Origin of the sequence: Mediterraneibacter sp. 210702-DFI.3.120, from assembly GCF_020561005.1 — a bacterium.
In the GTDB taxonomy this organism is placed as follows: domain Bacteria; phylum Bacillota; class Clostridia; order Lachnospirales; family Lachnospiraceae; genus Mediterraneibacter; species Mediterraneibacter faecis.
The window spans coordinates 40694-66651 of sequence record NZ_JAJCNG010000002.1; the positions used below are offsets into that span (position 1 = coordinate 40694).

Below are 25958 nucleotides of genomic sequence, written 5' to 3' on the forward strand. Positions count from 1 at the left end.
ATGACGGACTTTCTGACAGCAGACACCAACCTGCCATCTTATATGATGTTTCCCCGTTTCCTTCTGGACATGGAAATAAACGAAACTGCCAAAATGCTTTATATTATCCTGCTCGACCGGGCAAGGCTTTCCCAGAAACATGAGGGCTGGTCAGATATCGATGGTCATGTGTTCATTTACTTTACAATTGAAGCACTGGCAGAAGTTCTCCACAAAAGCCAGATGACGATTAAAACTGCTCTGGCAGTACTGGAAAAACAGGAGCTTATCTTCCGAAAACGGCAGGGACCCGGACAGCCCAATCGAATTTATGTAAAACTCCCAAAAGAAACCATCCACTATACAGACAGATTTCTTTCCCTAAGACAGACAGAAAACTGTCCTATTGACAGACAGGATTCTTTCCCTGATACAGACAGAAAACTGTCTGGTAATAAGAAAGAGATAAAAAAGAACAATTTAGCAATAAGAGGGAGTAAGGAGCCACTCTCACCCTATGGAAAATTTCAAAATGTTTTTCTGTCAGAAAAAGAGCTTGAAGATATCCGGCAGACAATCCCTGACTGGAAGGATTATATTGAACGCTTATCCGGTTATATGGCTTCTACCGGAAAACAATATCAGAACCATGCAGCTACCATCATCAGTTGGGCAAGACAGGATCATCCTGCTTCCCGGCAAAGAAATTACGAAAGTGAGGAATACGAAACACTATGACAAGATTTACAGGAAAAGCAACCGCTATAACACCAAACAGAGAGCTTCAGCCTGATGAATATTTTAACGAAACAGACCACCTGATCTACTGTTCCAAATGCAATACGCCAAGACAATGCCGGCATGAATTACAGGGAAAGGTGCTTATTCCTTCCATTCGCTGTAAATGCCAGCAGGAAATCTTTGAGCAGGAAGAAACCCAGAGAAAACTTCATGAAAAACAAATGGAAATAGAGCATCTTAAAACCAGCGGCTTACAGGACAAAGCACTCTATGACTACACTTTTTCCAAGGATAACGGCATCAATCCGGAAATAAAACTGGCACACAATTATGTAAGCAACTGGGAAGAGATGAAAGCAAACGCCTCCGGACTTCTCATCTGGGGTGATGTCGGTACTGGAAAATCTTTTTTTGCAGGCTGCATTGCCAATGCCCTGCTGGAAAAAGGCGTTCCTGTACTGATGACCAACTTTTCCCAGATTCTGAATACCCTTACCGGAATGCATTTTGAAGACAGAAACCAGTTCATCAACAGCTTAAACCGCTACAGTCTTCTGATTATTGATGATCTCGGAATTGAGCGAAACTCTGACTTTGCACTGGAACAGGTATTCAATGTGATCGACAGTCGTTACCGCAGTAAAAAGCCCCTGATCATAACGACCAATCTCACTTTATCAGAGCTGAATAATGCCGCTGATATCGCACACAAACGAATTTATGACCGTATTCTGGAGAGATGTATTCCTGTCCGTATCAATAACCGGAATATCCGTCAGGACAATGCAACAGATAATTTAAAACGGGCGAAAAAAATCCTGTTGAACAATCATGCTCCGAACCAGAATTGACTCAAAGAAGTATAACGCAATGATTATTTTTCACTGACAGTGGTACTACTATCTTTCCTTATTTTTCACCAAGAACATGCCACTGTCAGTTATCTAAAACCATAGTACCAAACCAAAAGATTTTAAAACCAAAACTGCCCGGATACGGGCATAAAAAGGAGGTGCCAGGTATGGCAGATAAAAGAATCATGACACCGGAAGAAAAAGCACTTTTACAGGCAAGACACCGCCAGGAAGAAGCCGAAGCAAGAAATCGCAAAAAAGAACGTGATGCCAGAACACACCGATTAGTCCAGGAAGGAGCCATTCTGGAAAGTATTGTTCCCCATATTAAAGAAATGGATTTAGATTCCCTGAAACGGGAGCTGATGATCCGACTACGGGGAATGTAAACGCACAAGTTCTACTCCCGAAGGGCGCACTTACTCACCACCTGATAAATCAGGCAGTGGTATCCCCTTCGGGGCTCGTGCGCTCTGCCGAGGGCTTTATCCGCTGTTGCAGGCAACATCGAAAGGAGGTGCCAGATATGGCAATTTATCATATGCAAGCCAAAGTCGTCAGCCGTGGTTCCGGTCGGTCTGCCGTTGCTGCTTCTGCTTATATGAGCTGTAGCCGCATGTACAATGATTATGACGGCATCCAGCATGACTATACCAGAAAGCAGGGGCTGATCTATCAGGAGGTGATGCTTCCTCCAATGGCTCCATTGGAATGGAATGACCGGGAACAACTCTGGAATGCTGTGGAAGAAACCGAAAAGACCAAAGACAGCCGACTTGCAAGAGAATTTGTTGTCGCACTCCCCGTTGAGTTGGATAAAGACAGCAATATTTCTCTTCTTCAAGATTTTATTAAAAAGAATTTTGTAGATATGGGGATGTGTGCTGATTTTGCCATTCACGATACAGATGGTCACAATCCCCATGCACACATTCTTCTTACTGTCCGACCATTAAATGAAAATGGAACATGGCAGTATAAAACAGAAAAAGAATATCTCTGTATCAAAGATGGGGAAGAAAAAGGGGTTACTGCTTCTGAATTTAAAACTGCTCAGAAACAGGGATGGGAAAAGCAATATCGCTATAAAGTTGGAAAAAAGAAAGAATATCTGACTTCCTCTGTTGCACAGGAAAAAGGATATGAACGGATTGATAAACACCCCAAGAGCAGCCGATATGGCAGACAGAATCCTATTTCCCAACAATGGAACAGTGATGAACAACTTTGTATCTGGCGGGCAAACTGGGCAGATGCCGTAAATAAAATGCTTGCACGTAATCAGATAAATGCTACCATTGATCACCGCAGCTTTGCAGATCAGGGAATCACCGAACAGCCAACCATCCATGAAGGCTACATTGCCCAGAATATGGAAAAGAAAGGCATGATAGCAGACCGCTGTGAAATCAACCGTCAGATTCGTGCGGATAACAAAATGCTCCGAGAATTAAAAGCAAAGGTAGCAAAACTGGCTGAAGCTGTAGAAAAGTCTATTCCAATAATAGCTGAAACGTTAGAAGCGATCCGCAATCATATGATTTTTACACAGTATCATTTGCTCCACAATGAGATGCAAAAAGAAGTGATCCATGACTGGATGAATCATTTTAATCCAATACTGAATAAATACAACACCGTTAAAAAGAAACTCAAAGCTAAAGTTACAGAACGGAAAGAGCTGAATGTAAAAAAAGAGAAAACCAGTATTTTGAATCCCATTCAGCATATAAAATTGAATCAGCAACTTACCACTGTTACCGAAGAAATTGAAGAACTGAAATCAAGGAAAGAGCAGCTAATCTTCCAGGCACAATGCTCTACCGATAAAGCTATGACAAATCTATCCAAGAAATATGACCAGATGAATAACAATCTTGATATCCTGGATTCTCAGGACATCTCGCTCCAAAAACAGCTTGAAAAAGACGCCGCCGCTTTCCGGGAAGAAAAATTTCGTCCTGAACCAGAACAATATACCGAGTTACTGGATACCAGAATCCAGATACGTCCTGATTTCCGGGATAAGCTGATTGAACAGTTCAAGGGGACTTTCGGTAAATATTATGACTATCACCGTCGTGATATTGCAGCCGATGAGGTGGATTATCTCAATGTGGAGGATCCTGATGTTTTCTCCCATCGTGCATGGGAACTTAAATATCAGCGAGAACAGGAAATGCGGCGAAATCAGCCTGCAAGAGCTAAGAAAAAGTCCTATGATATGGAATTGTAATCATCTTCGAGTAGATAACATGCTCTTACAAATCTCTTGTTCAAAAATAAACTCCTTTCAAAAAGGCGTATGGAAATCAAAACTTCCATACGCCTTTTTATATTCTGCTCTTCAAATTGTCTAAAAGTTGACTAAAAATATATCACCGTTCATATGATACAATAATTTCTTTGCTATCTGCTGTTTTATAATCAATTGTTCCCAAATTACCAATCAAATCAAATGTCATATCTGCATTAACCTGCAATTCATCTTCAAGCTTGACTGCAGACGGCTCATCTTTTAGAAAAACTGTTAATCCATAAGGCTCTGTTTCAGATTGTATCTCTATACTATCATATGAGTATCCCTCCGGATACTCTTGACCGCTTACAATATTTATAACATTCGAAGAATCTCCTACATAATCTGTCTTATACTTCGATAGGTCAGGAATTTCGTATAGTTTTTCTTTTTTTCCGCACGCCGAAATCAGCATTATTGATACGGCAACCAACATAATTGCAAGTACTTTTTTCTTCATAGAAACACCCCCGAAAGCTTTATTCAAAAATTTACGATTTGAGTAAAAGCCCAAGGAACTTTAATGTCCCTTATGCTTTTCTCTTTTCTTTCGCTGTTTCAGTTCAAACATTCGCTGCTCTTCTGCCTCTTTTCTCTTGCGGCTTTTCTCTTTACGTTCCTGCTTGTTCTGTTCCTGTTGTAATTTCAACGCCTGTTGCGATTTTGTACCAATGCCTATTTCCAGCATCTGCTTCTTTGTTTCCCGCTGCATCCGTTTCGAATTTCTTTTGATATCCTTTACAACAGTTTCAACAACCGGACTGAATTTCAAACTGAAATAGCACTTTTGAATATATTCCTGTACTTCATAATCTTTTGGCTCTGCACCAAATGTTACCTTTGCCACAGATAGTTTACCATCTTCGATGCGTTCAAAGATTCCCACCCAAAACGGCTCTTCAAAAAATACTGTCAGCTTTCCATTTACTTTGTCCATAAAAATCCCTCCTAAAAATGATTGAACAAAGAATGGACAACCCGGAGGGGCAGGTTACTTACCCTATTTATATAGGACGGCCGGGCTACCTACCGGCTCTGGTACATCAAAGATGTACGTTGCGTTTTTATCTTTGCTTTTATAATCAAGCCATGTGGCACGATTAACTTAATTCTGAAACTTCTAAGTTACTTTTTATGCTAAATAGCGAAACCATCACCTTTTGAGAAAAAATTTATACTCCACTTAGGGAGATATCATTTAACTCACCATTTAAAAATCAATATCGGTATACTTATTTTTCAACTTGTAAAATGCTATTATTACGCTTGTATAATATTGCATCATCCAATCATACCATATTTCTTTGCTATAATCGTTCTTTTGATCTGCACGATTATGGCGAATATTATAACCATTAACTATACCAAAAATCAACTTATCATGTTCATTTTTAGGAACTTCATACTCAGCATTTAAAGTATCTTTTACTTCTTCACGTTCACTTTCCAAAATATCGGCAAGAATATTAATAGCTTTCTTTTTCTGTTCTAAATTGGCATCAAAACGATAATACATTTCTGTGGCTGTTGCTAATTGCTCATATACTGAATCGGGTAAATCAGAACCGTCATATTCTAACTGTTCACGCAACGCACCGTTAGGTATTTGCATTATAAATCCATTTGTCGGTTCAAGATAATATCCCTCTTTATATGCACGTAAGATATTATTAATTTGTTCAGCAAATTCTTCCTTTTGTGCTTCATTTTCAAACTGATCTGTTTCATAGTTATAAACACCAATATGGTCGTATAAAATCTCAATCACTGAAAACAATGTCTGCTCATCATATTCTTCAAGATATTGCCAAATTGGCCAAACCTCTTTATCCTGTAAGCATGTTGCAAAATACACTTCCGGTGATGGCAACAAACTTGGTGGTAAAATCTGCTCCGAATCCTGCGTATAAGGAATTTGCCTCCACACTCCTCTTGTAGCCACTTCAAAATACTCTTTATCACAAAAATATTTATATACCTGTCCGAAATACTGTAATAACTCATCAAAATCTATCTGTAGTTGCTTTGTAAGTAAACCATGTCTTTCTGCGTAATATTTTTTCATATTTTTCTGTTCTCCTTATGTCAACTAAAAATTGCCTTGTTCATTTTTAATACTATTTTCCATTAATCTAATCAAATCATCAATGAATGCATTACAGATTTCCCCAAAGTCATAAGCCTTATATTCGCAGGCAAATTGATTTGCAATTACATTTCTTAATTCATCAACTTTCCTCATTTCTGTCCGTTCAATCTAATAGTATTATTTTACCATATCACTTGTTTTTTTACCATCTTCAAAAGAGCAATAGCAAAAAAGCTGATCAAGAATCATAACCTTCCAATATTTTTTCTCTCTGCATCTGTTCCATGTAAATAGATTGCTTTCCGGCACGAGAAAAAATTGTTTGTAGAAACGGTAAAAAGCTCCCGAAGGAGCTTTCCACGCTTTAAATATACACTAATTCTTTTAACACAATCTCTTCTGCAGCATTCCGGATATTGTTTACCGCTCTGACCCATTCCATCTGATCACGAGCTTTCAATTCTTCCGTAATGCCCTGCTGCTCCATCATCTGACGTACCAGAATATCCATTCTCTCCTGTGCTTCATCGTCCACAAGATTCAGATGTTCCACCAGTCTGTCTTCCAACATATACAGTGAATACATTGCCGGACGATGCTCTTTCAGATATGTTTTCCGCATCATTCCATATTTCCCATAATGCGGTTCTTCATCTGTACTGACAAGATTCGGATAGTAAATTCCGTCTGCGCCAAGTGTGTAGGTTCCACCCATTTTTTCAAATGTGCTTTTCATGTGTTATTCCTCCTTGAAATCAGCGATGTCCTTAGATCATCGCAAAATATTTCAGGGCAGCCTTGATAGCTTCTTCCTTCTCTTTCGGGCATTGTGGAACTCTTGCATTTTCTGATTTTGGAAGATTATAGTTTTCTCCCACTTCAATTCCACATTTGCGTTTTACCTGAGAAATATATAAACTTGAAACCTTCAAGCCAAATTCTTTCAGCACATAATCTTTGATTTCCTGATAGGTTGCTTTCAACTCGGCACTGGTAGCATCCAGCTCGTCCAGGTCTAAGTCGATCTCTATCGTGTCATCCGGCTTCTGTTGGGACAAAAGAACAACTGTCTCCACATGCACACTCTGCGGGAACTGATCCACACCTCTACACATCTTGATCTCGTATCCATTCGCACACAGATACTTCAGGTCTCTCGCCAATGTCGCACTGTCACAGCTTACATACACAACCTTCTCCGGCTGCATCTTCACGATTGTCTCCAGCAGTGTCTCGTCACAGCCCTTTCTCGGTGGATCCACAACGATCACGTCTGCATGAGCTGTCTCGCCATTATGCTCTCGCTCATACTCTGCATAATATTCCGGCAGAACTTCTTCTGCCTTCCCGACGAAAAATTCTGCGTTATCAATCGCATTGATCTTTGCATTTTCTTTGGCATCATCGATTGCCTGCGGCACAATCTCAACTCCGTAAACCTGTTTTGCCTTCTGGGCAAGGAAGAGGGAAATCGTTCCGATTCCGCAGTACAGATCCCACACGGTTTCATCACCTTTGAGGTCTGCATACTCAAGTGCAAGTCCGTATAGTTTCTCTGTTTGTACCGGATTTACCTGATAGAATGATAATGGGGAAATCTGATATTTTACATTTCCGATATAATCTGTAATATATCCCTGTCCCCAGAGAATTTCATAGGAATCTCCCATAATCACATTATCTCTTCGTGTATTCGGACTGATCGTGATACTTGTCATGCCCTCAATCTGAATAAGCTTTTCAATCAGACGCTCTGCTTTCGGAAGTTTCTTTCCGTTGATCACAAGACAGACCATAATTTCTTTTGTCTTGAATCCATAGCGGATCAATGCATGCCGGATCAGACCTTTTCCAGTCTTCTCGTCATACGATTTGATCTTGTTTTCACGCATATATTGTAAAATGATCTCGAGAATCTCTTTGTTCTGCTCTACGCCAAGAGCGCAATCTGTGTTTGCAATGATATCATGTGTTCTTCCGGCATAGAATCCCGTGATCGGATTGCCTTCTTTGTCCGTTCCGAACGGGAACTGTGCTTTATTACGATAACCAAACGGATGCTCCATTCCAACAACCGGCTGCATCACTGTATCGATCTGGTCTTTTGTGAACCCACCGATTCGTTCCAGATTGCCACGAATCTTCTGGTCTTTAAACACAAGCTGACGATCATAAGACATTTCCTGGATCTGGCAGCCTCCGCATCTTCTGGCAAATGCACACTTTGGTTCTACGCGATATTCTGACGGTGTGATGACTTTCATCAATCTGGCATAGCCATAATTCTTCTTTGCCTTCATGACTTTCGCTTCAACCACATCACCGATCACTGCGTCTTTGATAAAGAGCGTGTAGCCATCCACATGGCCAATTCCTTCCCCGCTCACTCCGATATCTGTTATTTCAACTGTTACAATATCATTCTTGTTCATTCTTTTCTCTCTTCTATTTTACTCTTAATTATACAAAGATGTTGGGGTCAAAAGGTATTTTGACCCCTATGATACACGGATTGCTTCGCATTTCATGCTCTCGCAATCCTAAAACACCTCAAATCCGCTCATTTTTCTACGAAAAATGGCTACTTTTCGGTGTTTTGCGGGTCAATAAGTCATGCTTTTTCATGCAAGCAAGAAACGCATGACCTTTTGACCCTTGTATCATACAAATAGCCACTGCTCACATAGATTCTGCAAACAGTGACACTTGTTGTTCTCATTGTTAGATTTAATCCTCGGATGCTCTTCTTAAATTAGACTCAAACAAACGGTTATATCCAAGCCATTCTGTTCCTGTTTTTCCTTTGAACAGTTCTGTCAATGTCTGAAGCTTTGCATCTGTTGAATCTGCCATATTCAGTGCCACTGCCTCTGCCAGTGCCGGTTTCTTTGGAGAACCGTATTCCAGTTCACCGTGATGTGCCACGATACAATGCTTGAGTTCATGAGCAAGCTTCACCGGAAAGTCCGGGATAGAACGGATCGCATCATCGATCATCTCGACACCGATCACGATATGTCCGATCAGCTGTCCCTCATCTGTATAATCATTGTCCGGAAAATCAGAAAGTTCTTTCACTTTTCCGATATCATGAAGGATTGCAGAGCTAAGGAGCAGATCTCTATTCAAAATAGAGTAGCTTGTTGCAAAATAATCACACATACGAGTTACACTGAGTGTATGCTCAAGCAATCCTCCGGAAAATCCGTGATGTACTGTCTTCGCTGCGGAATGTGCCTTGAATTTTTTGATAAATGCTTCATCTTTTATATAGTAGAATTCCAACACCTGTCTTAAATATTTGTTAGAGATCTGACGAATATAAGCTGTCAGTTCCTCGTACATTCCGTCTACACTCTTATCTGTTGTCGGCATATAATCTGCCGGATTGTATTCTCCCTCTTCCGCCTTTCTGATCTGACGGATGTTCAACTGAAGATTTCCATTATAATTGATCACATCTCCAAAAACTTCGATAAAGTCCTTCTCATCATAATCTGCGATTCCCTGGGAGTTCGGATCCCATACTTTTCCATCTAATGTTCCTGTTTTATCCTGAAGAATCAGATTATCATACGGCTTTCCATTTCTTGTCTCTGCGGAACGTTTTCCTTTACAAAGATATACATTCCTGATTGTTTCTCCCTCGCATAATCCATCTATAAATCTCATTTTCTGCCTCTTTCACTTGTTATTCTTTACTTTCAATCGTAACATCAAATTTAATATCTACATATCCTTCAGATCCTCGGCGTTTCCCTTCTACTTTGATCTGATCTCCTACTTTCCATGTCAGCATCAGTTTACGGTAAGCACTCATGCTTACAATTTTCTCTCCATTCACAGAACAGATCACATCTCCACTCTGTATGCCCGCTGCCATTGCAGGTGAATCTGCTGCCACGTCAATCACATAGACTCCTGACGGCATGCCCTCTTCTTTCTGAATTCCACTTGTCACTGCTGTTCCTGACACACCGATATAAGGTACACTTGCACCGTTCGCTAACAGCTGGATAACCAACTTCAGATCTGAGATCGCATAAGCATTCGCAGTACGTATTCCACGTTCTTTCCAGATATCAGAAGAAATCATTCCGATCACTTCTCCATCCAGATTGAATAAAATACCTGTTCCTTCGGATGCACTGCTCATATCGGTCGCAATCACACTATACTCTCCGTCGCGTCCGATTTCTTTATAGTTTGACGAACTGACAATTCCGTAACCGCTTCCTCCGGCATAACCGAAAATATTTCCCAGTGCGAATATAACATCACCCTGTTCTGTCAGATTCGAATTACCAAGTGATGCTACACTTGAAGCACTCCATGTGGCATCTGAAAGGCTTTTTTTATCTACCGCAAATATTGCAAATCCACTATTTTTATCCTTTTTTTTCAGGCTTGCCTTATATTCTGATTTATCTGAAAATGTAACGCACCACTCTTTTGCATCTTCGCAGATCGAAGCATAGGACAAAATCAGTATCTCCGGTCCGTTATCCGCAACGATCACACCAGATACGCTCTCATCAATTCCGGTCGCTTCTGCATTCCAGTTCTCCTGTTCTGCTCCTTTCGTAACAGATACCACACTCTTCTTCGCTGTCAGTGCTTTCTCATATGCTTTGGACATCATCTGTACATAACTGATCTCCTGCTGATTCTGCACGTCATTCTGCTCTGTCGTGTCGCCACCTTCTGCTAAATCTTCCTCTGATTGATTGTCCTCCTGGATTGTCACAACTTGTGTCTTTTCAGGAAATAAATGCTGTGCAAGCGGGCGCAATGCAAAGAATCCCAGGCATGCAGAGCCTCCTAAAACCAGTCCGCATATTGCAATCCGGATGAGCTGTTTCATTCCTTGCTGTTTGCTGATCTTCTTTGGTTTTATCGTCTCTTCGAGAAATGCAAAAGATTCCTTTTTCTCTGACTGTTCTAAATTTTTCCCATCAGGACCCTCTTCCGGAACCTGACCATTACTTTTCTTTTCTGACATTGGCATGAACCTCATTCGTGACTGTTCACTTCCGTGTCAACTACAAAATCAACCGACACGGACATTTCCATTACTTAGTATAACTGATTCATATAGATTGTTCAATATCTATAAAAGCCTTTTATTTAATGAAATAATAAGGTACAATAAGACTCGGAAATAGTTATTGTTCACATGTATTGTGAACAGCTACATGATTAAAAAATTAGTATTAAGTTGAAATGACAGAGGAAAATAAATGAATCAAAAAACATTATTTAAACTGGAATATGATAAGATCATTGCTCTTCTTGAAAAAGAAGCGACATCTTTCCGTGGAGGACAGCTCTGCCGTCGTTTGAAGCCAATGACCGACCTTCATAAGATCAACACTTATCAGGAACAGACTGCTGCCGCTTATACACGAATCGTGCAAAAAGGACGTATCTCGTTTGGTGACGCTGCACCGGTTGAAGAGTCCATGAAGCGTCTGGAGATTGGTGGCTCACTCAGCAGCACAGAACTTCTCCGTATTTCCCGCCTGCTTGTAAATGCAGCCAGGGTAAAGGCCTACGGAAGACATGATACACAAGAGGACGCTTGCGACTGCCTGGATGAATATTTTAACCTGCTTGAACCACTGACACCACTTTCAAATGAAATCGACCGCTGTATTATCGGCGAAGATGAATACAGTGATGATGCCAGTTCCACACTGAAGCAAATTCGTCGAAGCATTAATAACATCAATGACAAAGTACACGCCACTTTAACTACACTGGTCAACGGTTCCCTTCGCACTTATCTGCAGGATGCAATCATTACCATGCGTGGAGACCGCTATTGTGTACCTGTTAAAGCGGAATATCGTGGACAGGTACAGGGACTCATTCATGATCAGTCTTCAACAGGTTCTACTCTTTTTATTGAACCTATGGCAATCGTAAAACTGAACAATGACTTAAAAGAACTTTATGCAAAGGAACAGGAAGAGATTCAGGTAATTCTTGCGAATCTAAGTGAAGAAGCCGCACAATATATCGAGGAAATCCGTGTGGATTACCGTTCTCTGACGGATCTTGACTTCATTTTTGCACGAGGTGCTCTGGCAATGTCCATGCGCGCCAGCCGGCCGCTTCTGAATGAAGAGGGACGCATCCGTATCCGTGAGGGACGTCACCCACTGCTCGATCCGAAAAAAGTTGTTCCGATCACCGTGACACTTGGGGAGGACTTCACACTGCTGATCATCACCGGACCAAATACCGGCGGTAAAACTGTTTCTTTGAAAACGGTCGGCTTGTTCTGTCTGATGGGACAGTCCGGACTTCACATTCCTGCCGGAGACCGCAGTGAACTGGCTGTATTTCATCAGATTTATGCAGATATCGGAGATGAACAGAGTATTGAGCAGAGCCTTAGTACATTCTCTTCTCATATGACCAATATTGTCTCTTTCCTTAAGAAAGTAGATGAACGTTCGCTGGTTCTCTTTGATGAACTTGGAGCCGGTACAGATCCGACGGAAGGTGCCGCACTTGCAATTTCTATTCTGTCCTATCTTCACCAGAGAGGAATCCGTACAATGGCTACCACACACTACAGCGAGTTAAAAGTCTATGCACTTTCCACTCCGGGTGTGGAGAATGCCTGTTGTGAATTCGATGTAGAAAGTCTTCGTCCGACTTACCGTCTGCTGATCGGTATTCCTGGTAAAAGTAATGCATTTGCAATCTCCGGGAAATTAGGTCTGCCGGATTATATTATTGAAGATGCAAAGAAACGGCTCAGTGAACAGGACGTTTCCTTTGAAGATCTTCTTACTGATCTTGAGACAAGCAAACGGACGATTGAAAAGGAACAGGAAGAAATCGCACGATTGAAGAAAGAAGCGGAAGACCTGAAAGCCCAGGCGAAACAGCGCCAGGAGAAATTAGATGATCAGCGCGACCGCATTTTACGCGAGGCAAATGAAAAAGCAAACGCCATTCTGCGTGAAGCAAAAGAAATTGCAGACAAGACGATCAAGGATTTCCGTAAATTCGGCAAGGAAAACATTTCTGCTGCCGAGATGGAAAAGGAACGCGAGAAGCTGCGCAAGAAGATCAAAGATACAGCATCTGCGTCTGCAATGAAAGCACAGAAACCAAAGAAAGAGCATAAAGCATCTGACTTCAAGCTCGGAGAATCTGTCAAAGTTCTCAGCATGAACCTGACAGGAATCGTAAGCTCTCTACCTGATGCCAAAGGGAATCTTACCGTACGTATGGGAATCCTCAGTTCCCAGGTCAACATTTCCGATCTGGAAATTATCGAGGAAGTCTCTCCATATGCACCGAAGAAAATGAACCGTACTTCAAAAGGCAAAATCAAAATGGGAAAATCTCTTTCTGTCCGGCCTGAGATCAATCTGCTCGGACGTACTGTTGATGAAGCCGTTGCTGAGCTGGATAAATACCTGGATGACGCAATCCTCGCTCACCTGAATACTGTCCGTGTAGTTCACGGAAAGGGAACCGGAGCACTCAGAAAGGGAATTCATGAATATCTGCGTCGTCAGAAACATGTAAAATCCTATCACCTTGCCGAATTTGGTGAAGGTGACGCAGGTGTAACAATTGTAGAACTTGGCTAATTATTTTAAACAGTTACCAACTACCTTATCATGGTTAATGGGGGAAAAAGAATGTTTGGAAAACAGAAAATCCTAATCGTAGATGATGATGAGAATATCGCTGAACTGATTTCTCTTTATCTCACAAAAGAATGTTTTGATACAAAATTAGTATATGATGGAGAAGATGCGCTTGCAGCTTTTGACAGCTATCAACCAAATCTGATTCTTCTTGATCTGATGCTTCCGGGAATTGACGGGTATCAGGTTTGTCGTGAGATTCGTTCCAAAGCTGCCACACCGATCATCATGCTTTCTGCAAAAAGTGAAGTATTTGACAAAGTTCTCGGACTGGAACTCGGAGCGGATGATTATATCATGAAGCCATTTGACCCTAAGGAAATGGTTGCCCGCGTAAGAGCTGTCCTGAGAAGATATCAGGTTGGACAACAGAATGATACTTCTGTTGAAAAAACAAAATGTGCAGAGTTTGACGGATTGACGATCAATCTTACAAACTACTCTGTTGTGTGTGACGGACATCCTGTTGATATGCCGCCAAAAGAATTAGAACTCCTTTATTGTCTTGCTGCATCACCGAATCAGGTATTCACAAGAGAGCAGCTCTTAGACCGTATCTGGGGCTATGAATATATCGGAGACACTCGTACCGTTGATGTTCATATTAAACGTCTGCGCGAAAAGATTAAAGACCACCCTCACTGGAATATCAGTACTGTATGGGGAATTGGTTACAAATTTGAGACAAAATAGATTTAAATCATCGGTCCTGGATACTGTAAACAGCATCTGGTGGCCGATGAGTACTTAGGGAGAAATTATGAAAGCAGTTCTGCATTTAAAATTTATTGTACTTTATATTATTTTCGGGTTTTTATGTGTTTTCACAACAGCAACATTAACCACAGAACTGATCACCGAACGTCTGGAAAAAGATACTTCGCAGACATTATACAGAGAAGCAACCATGATTGCGGATAATTATCTGCCTTCCTATTTTTCAAACGAATCTTCCAGCTGGGCTGTTCATTCTCAGTTATCTGCTATGAAGACGTATCTTAATTCTTCTCTGTGGTTTGTTGAAAAAGATGGTACAATGATCACCTCTGCCAACCTGAAGGATACTACTGCGCCACAATCCGTCAATAATTTTGATCCGGCCGAAATCGGGAGCAACCAGTACATGATCGGAACCTACCATAATTATTTTCAGGAAGATATGATTACTGTAATGGCTCCTGTCACACAGGGATTTTATACAAAGGGATATCTGATCATTCACAGCCCGGTCTCTCTGATCAACGAAAGATGCCGCACGCTGATGGTTCCGGTTTATATTTCTCTTGGAGTTATTTTCCTGTTGTCCTTCATCTTCCTGCTTGGGTTCCATTTCTTCGTCCATCGACCATTGTTGCTGATCACAGAAGCTGCGAAGCAATATGCCATGGGCAATCTGGATTACGAGATTCCGGTAAACAGGCATGATGAGATCGGATATTTATCCGCATCACTGAATTATATGGCTACACAACTGAAGGACTCTGATGATTATCAGAAAAAGATCGTAGCAAATGTATCCCACGATTTCCGTTCCCCGTTGACTTCAATTAGGGGGTATGTAGAAGCAATGGCAGACGGAACAATCCCACCAGAGCTTCATGAGAAATACCTAAATATCATTCTCTTCGAAACGGAACGACTGACTGACCTGACAACGGATCTTCTTACTTTGAACGAATTTGATACAAAAGAGCTCCTGCTCAATAAGACTTCCTTTGATATTCAGGAGATGATCAAACATACTGCCCAGTCTTTCGAGGGTGTCTGTACTCAGAAGCATATATCCATTAAGCTCTTTCTACTGTCTGAACAGATCAATGTAATGGCGGACCGACGCAAAATCCAACAGGTTCTTTATAATCTTCTGGATAATGCGATTAAATTCAGTGAGAATGACTCTTCTATTACAGTAGAAGTAACAACGAAAAATGATAAAATCTTTGTTTCCGTAAAAGATCATGGAATCGGAATCTCAAGAAAGGAAATCAATAAGATTTGGGAGCGTTTCTACAAATCAGATCTTTCCCGTGGAAAGGATAAGAAAGGAACCGGACTTGGACTTTCGATCGTAAAAGAAATCATACAGGCTCACGATGAACATATCAATGTGATCAGTACAGAAGGGGTTGGCACCGAATTTATTTTTTCTTTAAGCAAAGCTTAAAGGACAACGTGAACAGAACAAAGAATGTGCCTTGGCACATTCCTGCGCCTGCGGCGGTCGCTTGCGACACCTACCTTGTACGCCGCAGTGCGCATCCTGAGCGGAGCGTTTTTTTTTATTAGGAAAGGACTTTCCTAATATAAAATAAAAAACATCAGGATTTTATTACTTCTATATTTCTGAATTTCAGAATGAAGTATAAAACCTGATGTTTTTATTTTACCTGACAAGCTCTTTTCTTTTATGAAATTGTTCGACTTATTTTCAACTTATTCGTAAAGGAACGGTGTTATCGTATCGTCATTCATATTGTCTGCTGTCACCCACACATATCCTGTGTTGACCTCAGCTTCATTTCCAATCTCAAGAACTGTACGTGCCGCTGCAACTACTGTCGCATATCCCATTCCAAAAGGATTCTGCACAATAAGTCCATCCACCTTTCCATCTTTCAATGCCTTGACCTGCTCTTTTCCAGCATCAAACCCCACTAATGTAATATGTTTTTCTGCATCAAGCTGATCCATCGTCTTAATTGCAAGCTGGGTTACTGTCTCGTTCGTAGCAATACATCCTTTTAAATCAGGATGTTTCTCCATGTAATATTGAATTGCATCTTCATCACTCATCTTTGCCGCGCCATCGTTGACCTGCTGCATCTTCTCAGACAATTCATTGTCCACTTCCTGTGCTGTCTCATTCGCACTTTCGTCTGCTGATGAAGAATCCGCATTCGATGCTGCATCTGCAATTGTCTCGGAAGCATCACCTGTTCCTGTTGTCTCTTCCTTCTTTTCTCCTGCTTCTGCGGCTGCCAGTTCTTCTGGTGTTACCCCGACCTGTTCAGCTACAATCTGTTTCTTCAACATTTCCAGCTGATCCAGATAAATTGTCTCTGTAACAGTCACATTCGGATGATTTGCTGCAAGTTCATTTTTGATTCCTGCCTCACGCTCTTTCGCCGTATCTGATACTGTATCATGCACAAGCAACAGAATCTCCCCACTGTCACCGATCTTCTCACAGAAATTCTTTGTTCCTGTTGTTGCCGCTTCTATATTATTCGTTTTGCAAGTACTTTGGATATTCTGATAGCTGTTTCCTGAATCAAATGCTACGATCGGAATTCCATTCTCAATCGCAAGATCAAACTGGACGGAGCATGCGCTTGCATCTACACTGGAAATTGCGATCACATCCGGATAACGTGCAAGCTCTTCATCCAGAATATTCACCTGCTGATCGATATTATCATTCTCATCCGGTGCACTGTATAATACTTTCACCTTATCATTTCCGGAATAGCCAAGTGCTGTATTCAAGTCAGTTGCTGCCTGCTCTACCCCTGCCTTTACCTGATTCCAATATGGTGTTGAAGATCCCCTTCCGATTACAGAAATATAAGTTCCAGGTTCCAGATCCAGATTGTCTGCCGATGCATATACAGAAGATTTAATTGCATCCAGATTCGCCTGATATACCGGTGCTTCTGTCTTATCCCCTGTAAAAACCGGATCATCTGCCTTCTTTCCGCAGCCGGCTGCAAGTACCGTCATACAAAGTGCTGCCGCAATCGCTGCTCTTACATTTCGTTTCCGCATAACTTTCTCCTTCTTTTCATTTACACAATTTTATCTCTATGTTTTCTACTTTTTAACTCTCAATCCATTATGATACACGAATCCTTGAAAAATGGAAGAGATAATTTCTTAAAATCTCGTGAATTTTCGTTTTTTTACTAATTTATGATAGAAATCTTCTATTTTCCACGCTCATAAGTTCTATAAGACTAACTTATAAATTACTCAAATAAATACATCAGGAACTCTTGTATATTTCCCCGTCTTGTATTAAAATGAGGATAACGAAAAGGGAAAAACCTATCGTAATCCAAAAAAGGAGGGTACATACAATGGCACACGTAATTAGTGATGAATGTGTAAGCTGTGGTACTTGCGAAGGCGAATGTCCAGTAGGCGCTATTTCTGAAGGAGATGGCAAATATGAGATCGATGCTGATGCTTGTGTAGATTGCGGAGCTTGTGAGGCTGCTTGTCCTACAGGCGCTATCTCTGAAGCATAATTTATAAGCGCTAAGTGATCACAAAACGCAGAAGTCCTGCCCGTCTGATTGATTCAGATGCGGCAGGATTTCTTTTTTTACAACTTTTTTCCTTGTATTCCATACCTTTCTTTAATTACCATTTTTTGCCATAATTTGACGAACGATTAGCACTTCTTTCATAATTTCTCTATGCTATAATAAATGTAGCGAAATCAGAACAGTAATCGCAATGATTCTAACAGGAGGATAGAAAATCAATGGGTGAAGTCAGATTTATGATCTCTGAAGCCGCCAAGAAAGTTCAGGTAGAATCCCATGTCTTAAGGTACTGGGAAGAGGAACTTCATATTCCGATCGGCCGCACAGAGATGGGACATCGATATTATACCCAGGATGATATCCAGCTCTTTTGCTGTATTAAAAAACTTAAGAATGAAGGGGTTCTGCTTCGCGATCTGAAGCCATTGATCCCAGAGTTGAAATCTACACGTCAGATAATGAGACACACTGAAAACAAGGAAAAGAATGCCCTTACCAAAACACCCGCACCTGACCTGACATCTGAGTGCAAACCGGCCACTACCACTACTCCGATCGAAGTCATCACAAAGACCCAGCTGGAACATGTACGTTCACTCATCGGAGAGGTACTTACGGAAGTCGTTTCTGAAAATAACAAAGCATTAGAAAAAGAAATCAGCACTCAGGTCACCGCAGATGTCATACGTGAGATGGATTTTCTTTTCCAGGCGAAAGAACGGCAGGAAGAAGAACATTTCCGTAAACTGGACAGCCTGATTCGCCAGCAACAGGCGACCCGAAGAGAAAGTGTGAAGAATAGTCCGGTGCTGAGATTCAAAAAAAGATTTACATAGCATTTCTGCGATTTCTAATTGCACACTGCACATACCGGTAGATTTATTGGATTTGTATACCGAAAAAAGACAGGCGCTCTCCAACAAGTGCCTGTCCTTTTCTTTTTTATATCTCCTGATCCTGCTGACGCAGCTCGTTTCCAAAACGAGTGTACTGTGGCATCCACGCAAGACGCACTGTACCGATCGGGCCGTTTCTCTGTTTTGCGATAATAATTTCTGCAATGTTCTTATCTTCCGTGTCAGGATTATAATAATCATCACGATAGATAAACATACAGACATCGGCATCCTGCTCGATTGCTCCGGACTCTCGGAGGTCTGAAAGCATCGGACGCTTATCTGTTCTCTGCTCAACTGCACGGCTCAGCTGTGACAGTGCAAGCACCGGCACATTCAATTCTCTGGCAAGACCTTTCAAAGAACGTGAGATCTCAGAAATCTCCTGCTGACGGCTCTCATTCTTTCTTGAATTGCTTCCGCTCATCAACTGTAAGTAGTCGATAATGATCAGGTCAAGTCCCATCTCCAGCTTGTATTTTCTACATTTTGAGCGCATCTCTGAAATCGTAATACCTGACGTATCATCAATGATCATTCTTGATGATCCTATTGTTCCGGCTCCTTCGATCAACTTCTCCCAATCCGTATCTGACAGATTACCGGTTCTTAGTATCTGTGCATCCACATGAGACTCCAATGAGAACAGACGGTTTACCAACTGCTCTTTGGACATCTCAAGACTGAAGATTGCTACTGCTTTATTCTGACGAAACGCCACATGCTGTGCGATATTCAATACAAACGCCGTCTTACCCATGGAAGGACGGGCTGCGATCAGTACAAGGTCTGAGCGTTGCAGACCGGACAACTTATAATCAAGATCAATGAATCCTGTCGGAATTCCTGTTACTGTTCCTTTTGTCTTAGACGCACGCTCGATTACATCCAATGCATTGAGTACAACCTGCTTGATCGGTACATACTCTTCTGAATTCCCAGTCTCTGCAAGTGCAAAAACCTGCTTCTGTGCATCTTCCAGAATCTCCTCTAATGGCTGATTCTGCAGATAACAGGCATTTGCCGTCTCTTCATTTACTTTGATCAGGCGACGCATGATTGATTTTTCACGTACAATTTCAGCATAGCTCTTGATATTCGCAGAAGTCTGTGTTCCCATCAGCAAATCTCTTGCAAACTCCATGCTGCTGATCTCTGGCGGGACATCCTTTTCTTTCAGATATTCCTGCAAGGTGATCAGATCGACCGGTTTTCCCGCATGAAACAGTTCCACCATAGAATTAAACAAGATTCCATATGCTGTCTGATAAAAATCATCCCCTGATAATATCTCGGAGGCCACCGTGATGGCCTCCTTGTTCATCAGCATCGCACCGAGCACTGCCTGCTCTGCCTCCGCACTGTGCGGAGGAATTCGTTTCATTGCTGCTTCCATATCCATAAAGATTTCGTCTCCTTATGCTTCTTCCTGTACAACTACTTTCAGTTCTGCTGTAACCTGTGGATGAAGCTTTACAGACACGTTGTGTGTTCCGAGTGTCTTGATCGCTTCTTTTAACTGGATCTTCTTTTTATCAACATTAAGATTCAACTGTGCTTTTACTTCCTCTGCAATCTCTTTGCTTGATACAGAACCGAAAGTTCTTCCGCCTTCTCCAACTTTGATGTGTGTTACAATTTTAGCTTCTGCGATCTTAGCTGCAAGTTCTTTCGCTGCCTCCAGGTTCTCCTCCGCAACTTTTTTCTCGTTATTCTTCTGAAGCTTCAGATCATTCAGATTCTTTCCTGTTGCTTCCAGTCCAAGCTTCTTTGGAAGGATAAAGTTTCTTGCATATCCATCATTTACGTTTACGATCTCTCCTTTTTTTCCAAGAGATTTTACATCCTGTAATAAAATAACTTTCATTGTCAAATATCTCCTTCTTCTATCATTTTATCAATGGTTTCTTTCAATGCACTGACTGCTTCATGCATATTCGTGTGGTCAAACTGTGCTCCCGCAGAATTAATATGACCGCCTCCACCGAGCTTCTCCGCGATAATCTGAACATTCACTTCATCAATGGAACGCGCACTCATATAAATCTTATTTTCATATTCTGTCAATACAAAAGAAGCCTTTATTCCGCTAATATCCAGCAATTCATTCGCCGCTTGTGCTGCAAGCACTGTAGGACTGTCAATATCGCTTGGACATACCGCAATCGCATACTCTTTACGATAAACTTCTGCATTGCGGACTGCCTCAGCCTTTGCCTGATAAGATGCCATATCATCACGGAACATCTTGCGTACCCGTGTAATATCTGCACCGCATCTTCTCAAAAATGCTGCTGCTTCAAAGGTTCTCACACCTGTACGGTTCATAAAGTTTCTCGTATCGATCATAATTCCGGCATACATGCACTCTGCTTCAAGTGCCGGGAATTTGATGTCATCTACCATATACTGTAGAACTTCTGCGATCATCTCGCAAGTGGAAGAAGAATACGGCTCCACATAAGAAAGTACCGCGTTCTCAATAATATTACTACTCTGCCTGTGATGATCCAGCACTGCAATCATCTTTGATTTCTTCAAGAGTTCCGGACACTCTGTCATCTGTGGCTTGTTCGTATCTACTACAATGACCATTGCATTGTCATCCACATAATCCAATGCCTGTTCTGACGTAATAAAAATATCATCCTCATATGCAGGGCTCTCCAGAATCTCATCATACAACGGACGAACAGATCCTGTAACTTCATTGATCACAATATGTGCCTTTTTCTCCAGACTTACTGCAGCACGGTAAATACCCATACATGCACCAAAAGAATCCGGATCAGCAATCTTATGACCCATAACAATAACTTTGTCTCTGGTCACAATAAACTCTCGAAGTGCCTCAGCCTTAACACGCGCCTTCACTCGTGTATTCTTCGCTGTCTGCTCCTTCTTACCACCAAAATAAGTTATTCCGTTACAATCCTTAATAACTGCCTGATCTCCGCCTCTGGCAAGTGCAAGATCGATTGCCACACGCGCATACTGGTAGCTCAACGCATACGTTGCCGTATTCAATCCCAAACCAATACTCAGTGTTGCTGATCTTGAATTACCGATATTAACCTGTTTTACCTCTTCCAAAAGAGAAAACTTGTCTTCTTTCAGTTTTTTATAAGCATCCTTTCGAAGTACGATAAAGTATTTATCCTTCTCCAGTTTCTTTACGATACCATCTACATCTCCGATATACTTATTGATCTTACGGTCGATCAATGCCACAAGAAGGGATTGTCTGACTTCCTCAACACTCTCCATAACTTCATCATAGTTATCAATATAAATCAATCCGGCAATCATTCGCTGATCTTCGTTCTCTCGGATGTAGGCATTCAGTTCTGTTACATCTCTTAAAGAAACTGCAACAAAATATTCCTGCTCTTCCGGAATCTGAAGCAACTCTTCTTTCTCACTGAATCCCTCCAATGATACTTTTCGAAGCTCTGCCTGATAACTTCTTTCACGATAAGTTACTTCCAATTCTACATGATCCACATCATTTTTTGGAAACACACCCGGATGTAATTCTGGAATCATACGGTTCAGATAACGTTCTTTTCTCTGACCCTCTGTCAGATTCAAAAAGCAATCATTCTTCCACAGAATCCTCCCATCCTCCAGCGCAATCGCATAGGGAATTGCCAGTTCTTTGAGCAACCGGTTTTCAATACCTTTATACTGTACTGAAAACTGGATCAGATCTGCCAGGATCAAAGATCTGTTATAGAAATACAGCGAAAAAGCGATTCCTACATATATAATTATGATCACTGACATCAAAAGTCCGGCTTTCTTGTCCACCATGTACATCCATACATCCATGCCAATCAAGAGAAGTGTCATGATCAGCGGCCATCGCATGTACATTCTGAGCTGTCCCTTCAGCTGCATTTTATTCCTTTTCATAACTAATACCTCACCTGGGACTACTATCAATCACCATCATCTGTGACTAATTACAATATAGCTAATCTATTATAGCATCTTTTCCCCTAAGATGCTATAGGTTGTATTATGCAAAAAACACGCAAAAATGAATTAGAAAAAGCAAAAAGATCGAATTTCTGAATTTCTCCAAAAATTCGATCTTGCTATTAGCTAATTATCTCAATTAGTCCTGAACGTAAGGCATAAGAGAAATGTGTCTAGCTCTCTTGATTGCTACTGTAAGAGCTCTCTGGTGCTTAGCACAGTTTCCTGTAATTCTTCTAGGAAGAATTTTTCCTCTTTCAGAAACATATTTTTTTAATTTTGCAACGTCCTTGTAATCGATTTCGTTGTTCTCTTTACCACAGAACACGCAAACTTTTTTTCTTCTACGAGCTGGGCCTCTTCTTTTGAATCCACCCTCTGGTCTGCTTCCTTTTTCGTAAGCCATGATGGTTATCTCCTTTCCGACTTAGTTAAACGGTAACTCCTCATCGATACCATCCGGGATATTCATGAAGCCATCACCTGCATCTGCGCTAGGTGCCGGACTCGGTGCAGACTGACGCTGGAAACTTGCTCTGTTAGCTTCTGCCTCGGCTCTGCTCTCTGCAAACTCCTGCTCTTCCACGATCACTTCTGTTGTGTATACTTTCACACCATCTTTGTTCGTGTAGCTTCCTGTCTGGATACGTCCGGAAATAGAGACACGCATTCCCTGATGAAAATACTTCTCAGCAAACTCTGCGGAACGTCCGAATATAACACACGGAATAAAATCCGCTGTCGGCTCACCGTCTCTTCTGAATCTGCGATCTACAGCAAGTGTATATCTTGCAACCGCTGTAGCATTGTCTCCCTGTGAATATCTCACTTCTGGGTCTCTTGTTAACCGTCCTACTAAAACTACTTTATTCATATATACCTCTTTCCGCTTATGCTTCCTGTTTCACGCATAAATATCTGAGTACATTGTCCATAATGCGGATACGCTGCTCTACTTCAGCTGGAACTGTACTTTCAGCCTCGAAGTGGATGAAGTAATAAAATCCTTCTTTCATTTTCTGGATCTCGTAAGCGAATCTTCTCTTGCCCCACTCATCAACGTCTGTTACATTACCGCCGAAACGAGTGATCATTGCTTTCACTTTCTCGATTACTTCCGCTCTTGCTTCGTCTTCGAGTTTTGCGCTTACAACAACAGCTAATTCATACTTATTCATCTTATTTTACCTCCTTATGGTCTCTTGGCCCCCGGTTCCTCCCGGGAACAAGGAAATTGAATGACTGAGTGGAATTGTTCCATCAGCATGTCACAGTTTCTTATAATACCATAAAGAATTTGTTGTTTCAAGCCTTTTTTGTAATTTGTCTTGTATTTTTTTCTACCAATTTTCTTGGCACCATAATCTGGTGCCCGCAGCCCATACATTTGAGACGGAAATCCGCTCCGACCCGGAGAATCTCCCACTCCTGACTTCCGCATGGATGCGGTTTCTTCATCTTAATAATGTCGCCTACATCAAATCTGTCTGCCATTCTAATTTTCTCCTCCGTCTGTCGCTGTCAACACTCCCTGCAAAAGGAATCTCTCATCTTCTCTTACATTGGTACAAGTTGAAAGACTGACAATCTGAGACTGCGCATTCACTTCTGTTCCTGTGTCATATGCTGAATCTTCTTTACACATTTTCAAATAACTCTCAAACGCTTCGTCTGTCGCATAAGTCAGATTATACTGATCTGCAGTATCCTTCACGACAGCTGCTGAAAACACGGTATAAGTCCTTGTTTTTCCATCCGGTGTATAAATATAGAAATTCGGATGTTCTTTATAGAAAGATTCTTCCTCATACTCTTTCAGCTGCGAAAACATTTCTCCGCCAACTTTCAGGTTATGTCCATAAATCATTGTATTTCTATCTGAAAAATCACTCTTATTTTTCATGTCCATGAAAATTGCACCCAGTTTATTATCATTTGCGGAAAACGTCTTTGTCAGATATTCTTTGTTATCTGCACTTTTTACAACCGGATAACTGATGATTGATGGTTCATCAAACCGGATCCAGGCTACCGTATCTGGATTTTCCTGCAAAAGCACATCAAAATCTACTTTAAATGTGTCTCCCGATACATCTCCCGGATCATCTGTTTGCTCCTGTACAGTGATTGCTTTATTTTTGAGCTTATCATACTCTTTTCCACCAGAATAATATGGCACCATTGTGCGTACCAGCTGATAAAGCGAAAATGCAAAAACACAGACTGCCACAACCAGGACCACCATTGTTACTTTGTCAAATAAACCGCTTTTTTTCTTTTGTCTGCTTCGTTTCTGTCGCTTTTCTAATCTGTGGCGCACCGGCTTCTTTCTATTTTTTCCCATTCTTTTTCCCTTCTCCGGCTACTAGAAACCAAGATTCTCATCTACAAGAATAATTTTGAAACGACCTTTCTGACGGCTGAATCTTGTTACCAGAATCTGACAACAGATACATTCCGGGCTCTTGCAGTCAAAGCAGCTTCCAGCCTTGGAACATGGTGTATCAATTCCAAAACGCTGTGCATTTACAGGTGCAGCTTCATTTCTTGCCCTGCTCATTGCATCTTCCTGTGTCTTTACAACTTTGTTCATACCAACAATTAGAAGTACATTCTTTGGTCCAAATGCATATGCTGCTACACGGTTTGCATTTCCGTCAATATTGATGAACACTCCATCTTCACTCATCGCATTCACACTTCCAAGAAACCAGTCACAGGAAAATGCTGCTCTCGCGATTTCCTGCTTCTCTTCCGGTGTAGCTGCTTTATCTCTGTCACAGAAATTATAGTTTCCGGATTTTATCGCATCAATCAGACCGCATTCGTGTACGGAAGAGGCACCTCCCATATTGATCGTACTTCCTTCCGGAATCCACTCCAGTGCTTTCTGCACTGCTTCTTCCTTTGTCTCAGCATAATAAGCATCCATATTTCTGGATTCAAGTGCTTTCACCACACGTTCTCCAAGTACTTTGTTTCTTTTCTGTCTTACATCCATCTTAATTGCCTCGCTTTTATTTTGTGTTATCAACATGCATTTTCATTTTTTGAAAAGTTATTCACAATTTGAGTAACTGTTCAGAGCCAAGCAAAATTTCAAAAAACAGGTGTAAAATGCTTGCATTTTTAAGACTGTTTTTTGAAATTTTATTTGGCGGATACGCCACACCGA

The 25958-nt window shown here is 41.3% G+C and carries 27 protein-coding genes; 9 read left to right on the top strand and 18 right to left on the bottom strand.

Translation table 11 applies throughout. The annotated features are described in order from the left end of the window. From LI162_RS01775 to mobQ, 4 genes are all read left to right on the top strand, one after another. Window positions 1–717 (top strand): replication initiator protein A, encoded by a 717-nt coding sequence (locus LI162_RS01775; protein WP_227155584.1) that lies wholly within the window; start codon window positions 1–3, stop codon window positions 715–717. Next, on the top strand, window positions 714–1571 hold the full coding sequence (locus LI162_RS01780; protein ID WP_015560110.1) for an ATP-binding protein: 858 nt from the start codon (window positions 714–716) through the stop codon (window positions 1569–1571). The genes LI162_RS01775 and LI162_RS01780 overlap by 4 nt, the downstream gene beginning before the upstream one ends. Window positions 1572–1741: 170 nt before the next feature. Then, window positions 1742–1963: a DUF3847 domain-containing protein gene (locus LI162_RS01785; RefSeq protein WP_005362330.1), complete on the top strand. Its 222-nt coding sequence runs from the start codon at window positions 1742–1744 to the stop codon at window positions 1961–1963. 137 nt (window positions 1964–2100) lie between these two features. Further along, window positions 2101–3810, top strand: a complete 1710-nt coding sequence (mobQ, locus tag LI162_RS01790; protein ID WP_055157114.1) for a MobQ family relaxase — start codon at window positions 2101–2103, stop codon at window positions 3808–3810. A gap of 142 nt (window positions 3811–3952) precedes the next feature. Here the strand turns inward: mobQ and LI162_RS01795 are convergent, their stop codons facing one another. The 8 genes from LI162_RS01795 to LI162_RS01830 all read right to left on the bottom strand — a co-directional run bounded on the left by LI162_RS01795 (window position 3953) and on the right by LI162_RS01830 (window position 10964). Then, window positions 3953–4333, bottom strand: a complete 381-nt coding sequence (locus LI162_RS01795) for a DUF4825 domain-containing protein (protein WP_015560109.1) — start codon at window positions 4331–4333, stop codon at window positions 3953–3955. Window positions 4334–4393: 60 nt separating this feature from the next. Further along, window positions 4394–4810 carry a YjdF family protein gene (locus LI162_RS01800; protein ID WP_015560108.1) on the bottom strand — a complete coding sequence of 139 codons (417 nt, stop codon included), beginning with the start codon at window positions 4808–4810 and terminating at the stop codon, window positions 4394–4396. A 273-nt stretch (window positions 4811–5083) separates the two neighbouring features. Continuing rightward, complete coding sequence (locus LI162_RS01805) at window positions 5084–5938, bottom strand: hypothetical protein (protein ID WP_015560107.1); 855 nt, start codon at window positions 5936–5938, stop codon at window positions 5084–5086. 24 nt (window positions 5939–5962) lie between these two features. After that, window positions 5963–6115 (bottom strand): hypothetical protein, encoded by a 153-nt coding sequence (locus tag LI162_RS01810; protein WP_015560106.1) that lies wholly within the window; start codon window positions 6113–6115, stop codon window positions 5963–5965. A gap of 211 nt (window positions 6116–6326) precedes the next feature. Continuing rightward, entirely contained in the window at window positions 6327–6698 is a 372-nt protein-coding gene (locus tag LI162_RS01815; RefSeq protein ID WP_055180168.1) for a TnpV protein, read from the bottom strand. A 31-nt stretch (window positions 6699–6729) separates the two neighbouring features. Beyond that, window positions 6730–8394, bottom strand: a complete 1665-nt coding sequence (gene rlmD / locus LI162_RS01820; protein ID WP_226875747.1) for a 23S rRNA (uracil(1939)-C(5))-methyltransferase RlmD — start codon at window positions 8392–8394, stop codon at window positions 6730–6732. Between the two features lie 295 nt (window positions 8395–8689). Next, on the bottom strand, window positions 8690–9634 hold the full coding sequence (locus tag LI162_RS01825; protein WP_015527530.1) for a 3'-5' exoribonuclease YhaM family protein: 945 nt from the start codon (window positions 9632–9634) through the stop codon (window positions 8690–8692). 19 nt (window positions 9635–9653) lie between these two features. Then, a complete protein-coding gene (locus tag LI162_RS01830) occupies window positions 9654–10964 on the bottom strand; it encodes a S1C family serine protease (RefSeq protein WP_020437006.1) in 1311 nt (436 codons plus the stop codon). A gap of 238 nt (window positions 10965–11202) precedes the next feature. Between LI162_RS01830 and LI162_RS01835 the strand changes: the two genes are divergently transcribed. From LI162_RS01835 to LI162_RS01845, 3 genes are all read left to right on the top strand, one after another. After that, window positions 11203–13578 carry an endonuclease MutS2 gene (locus tag LI162_RS01835; RefSeq protein WP_055163241.1) on the top strand — a complete coding sequence of 792 codons (2376 nt, stop codon included), beginning with the start codon at window positions 11203–11205 and terminating at the stop codon, window positions 13576–13578. 51 nt (window positions 13579–13629) lie between these two features. After that, complete coding sequence (locus LI162_RS01840) at window positions 13630–14331, top strand: response regulator transcription factor (RefSeq protein WP_015527527.1); 702 nt, start codon at window positions 13630–13632, stop codon at window positions 14329–14331. Between the two features lie 67 nt (window positions 14332–14398). Then, a complete protein-coding gene (locus LI162_RS01845) occupies window positions 14399–15802 on the top strand; it encodes a sensor histidine kinase (protein WP_020437008.1) in 1404 nt (467 codons plus the stop codon). Window positions 15803–16071: 269 nt separating this feature from the next. Here LI162_RS01845 and LI162_RS01850 read toward each other — a convergent pair whose 3' ends face one another. Continuing rightward, entirely contained in the window at window positions 16072–17403 is a 1332-nt protein-coding gene (locus LI162_RS01850) for a substrate-binding domain-containing protein (RefSeq protein ID WP_227155586.1), read from the bottom strand. A gap of 311 nt (window positions 17404–17714) precedes the next feature. Here LI162_RS01850 and LI162_RS01855 point away from each other — a divergent pair, with 311 nt between their 5' ends. Further along, window positions 17715–17885 (top strand): DUF362 domain-containing protein, encoded by a 171-nt coding sequence (locus LI162_RS01855; protein ID WP_015527524.1) that lies wholly within the window; start codon window positions 17715–17717, stop codon window positions 17883–17885. Window positions 17886–18124: 239 nt separating this feature from the next. Further along, window positions 18125–18742 carry a helix-turn-helix domain-containing protein gene (locus LI162_RS01860; RefSeq protein ID WP_055163243.1) on the top strand — a complete coding sequence of 206 codons (618 nt, stop codon included), beginning with the start codon at window positions 18125–18127 and terminating at the stop codon, window positions 18740–18742. A 106-nt stretch (window positions 18743–18848) separates the two neighbouring features. On the opposite strand, the gene dnaB is transcribed toward LI162_RS01860, so the two are convergent. The 9 genes from dnaB to LI162_RS01905 form a co-directional block, all read right to left on the bottom strand. After that, the gene (dnaB, locus tag LI162_RS01865; protein ID WP_020437011.1) at window positions 18849–20204 is read right to left on the bottom strand and encodes a replicative DNA helicase; all 1356 of its coding nucleotides are present in this window, start codon (window positions 20202–20204) and stop codon (window positions 18849–18851) included. Between the two features lie 15 nt (window positions 20205–20219). Then, entirely contained in the window at window positions 20220–20669 is a 450-nt protein-coding gene (rplI, locus tag LI162_RS01870) for a 50S ribosomal protein L9 (RefSeq protein ID WP_020437012.1), read from the bottom strand. Between the two features lie 2 nt (window positions 20670–20671). Further along, the gene (locus LI162_RS01875) at window positions 20672–22717 is read right to left on the bottom strand and encodes a DHH family phosphoesterase (RefSeq protein WP_054752773.1); all 2046 of its coding nucleotides are present in this window, start codon (window positions 22715–22717) and stop codon (window positions 20672–20674) included. 205 nt (window positions 22718–22922) lie between these two features. Next, window positions 22923–23189: a 30S ribosomal protein S18 gene (gene rpsR / locus LI162_RS01880; protein WP_015527519.1), complete on the bottom strand. Its 267-nt coding sequence runs from the start codon at window positions 23187–23189 to the stop codon at window positions 22923–22925. A 21-nt stretch (window positions 23190–23210) separates the two neighbouring features. Then, window positions 23211–23657, bottom strand: a complete 447-nt coding sequence (locus LI162_RS01885) for a single-stranded DNA-binding protein (RefSeq protein WP_015527518.1) — start codon at window positions 23655–23657, stop codon at window positions 23211–23213. A 16-nt stretch (window positions 23658–23673) separates the two neighbouring features. Next, window positions 23674–23961 carry a 30S ribosomal protein S6 gene (gene rpsF, locus LI162_RS01890; protein WP_015527517.1) on the bottom strand — a complete coding sequence of 96 codons (288 nt, stop codon included), beginning with the start codon at window positions 23959–23961 and terminating at the stop codon, window positions 23674–23676. A gap of 127 nt (window positions 23962–24088) precedes the next feature. Further along, entirely contained in the window at window positions 24089–24277 is a 189-nt protein-coding gene (locus LI162_RS01895) for a DUF951 domain-containing protein (RefSeq protein WP_015527516.1), read from the bottom strand. A gap of 1 nt (window position 24278) precedes the next feature. Further along, complete coding sequence (srtB, locus tag LI162_RS01900; RefSeq protein ID WP_055163244.1) at window positions 24279–25127, bottom strand: class B sortase; 849 nt, start codon at window positions 25125–25127, stop codon at window positions 24279–24281. A gap of 21 nt (window positions 25128–25148) precedes the next feature. Next, complete coding sequence (locus tag LI162_RS01905) at window positions 25149–25784, bottom strand: lactate utilization protein (protein WP_054752766.1); 636 nt, start codon at window positions 25782–25784, stop codon at window positions 25149–25151. Window positions 25785–25958 lie beyond the last annotated feature (174 nt).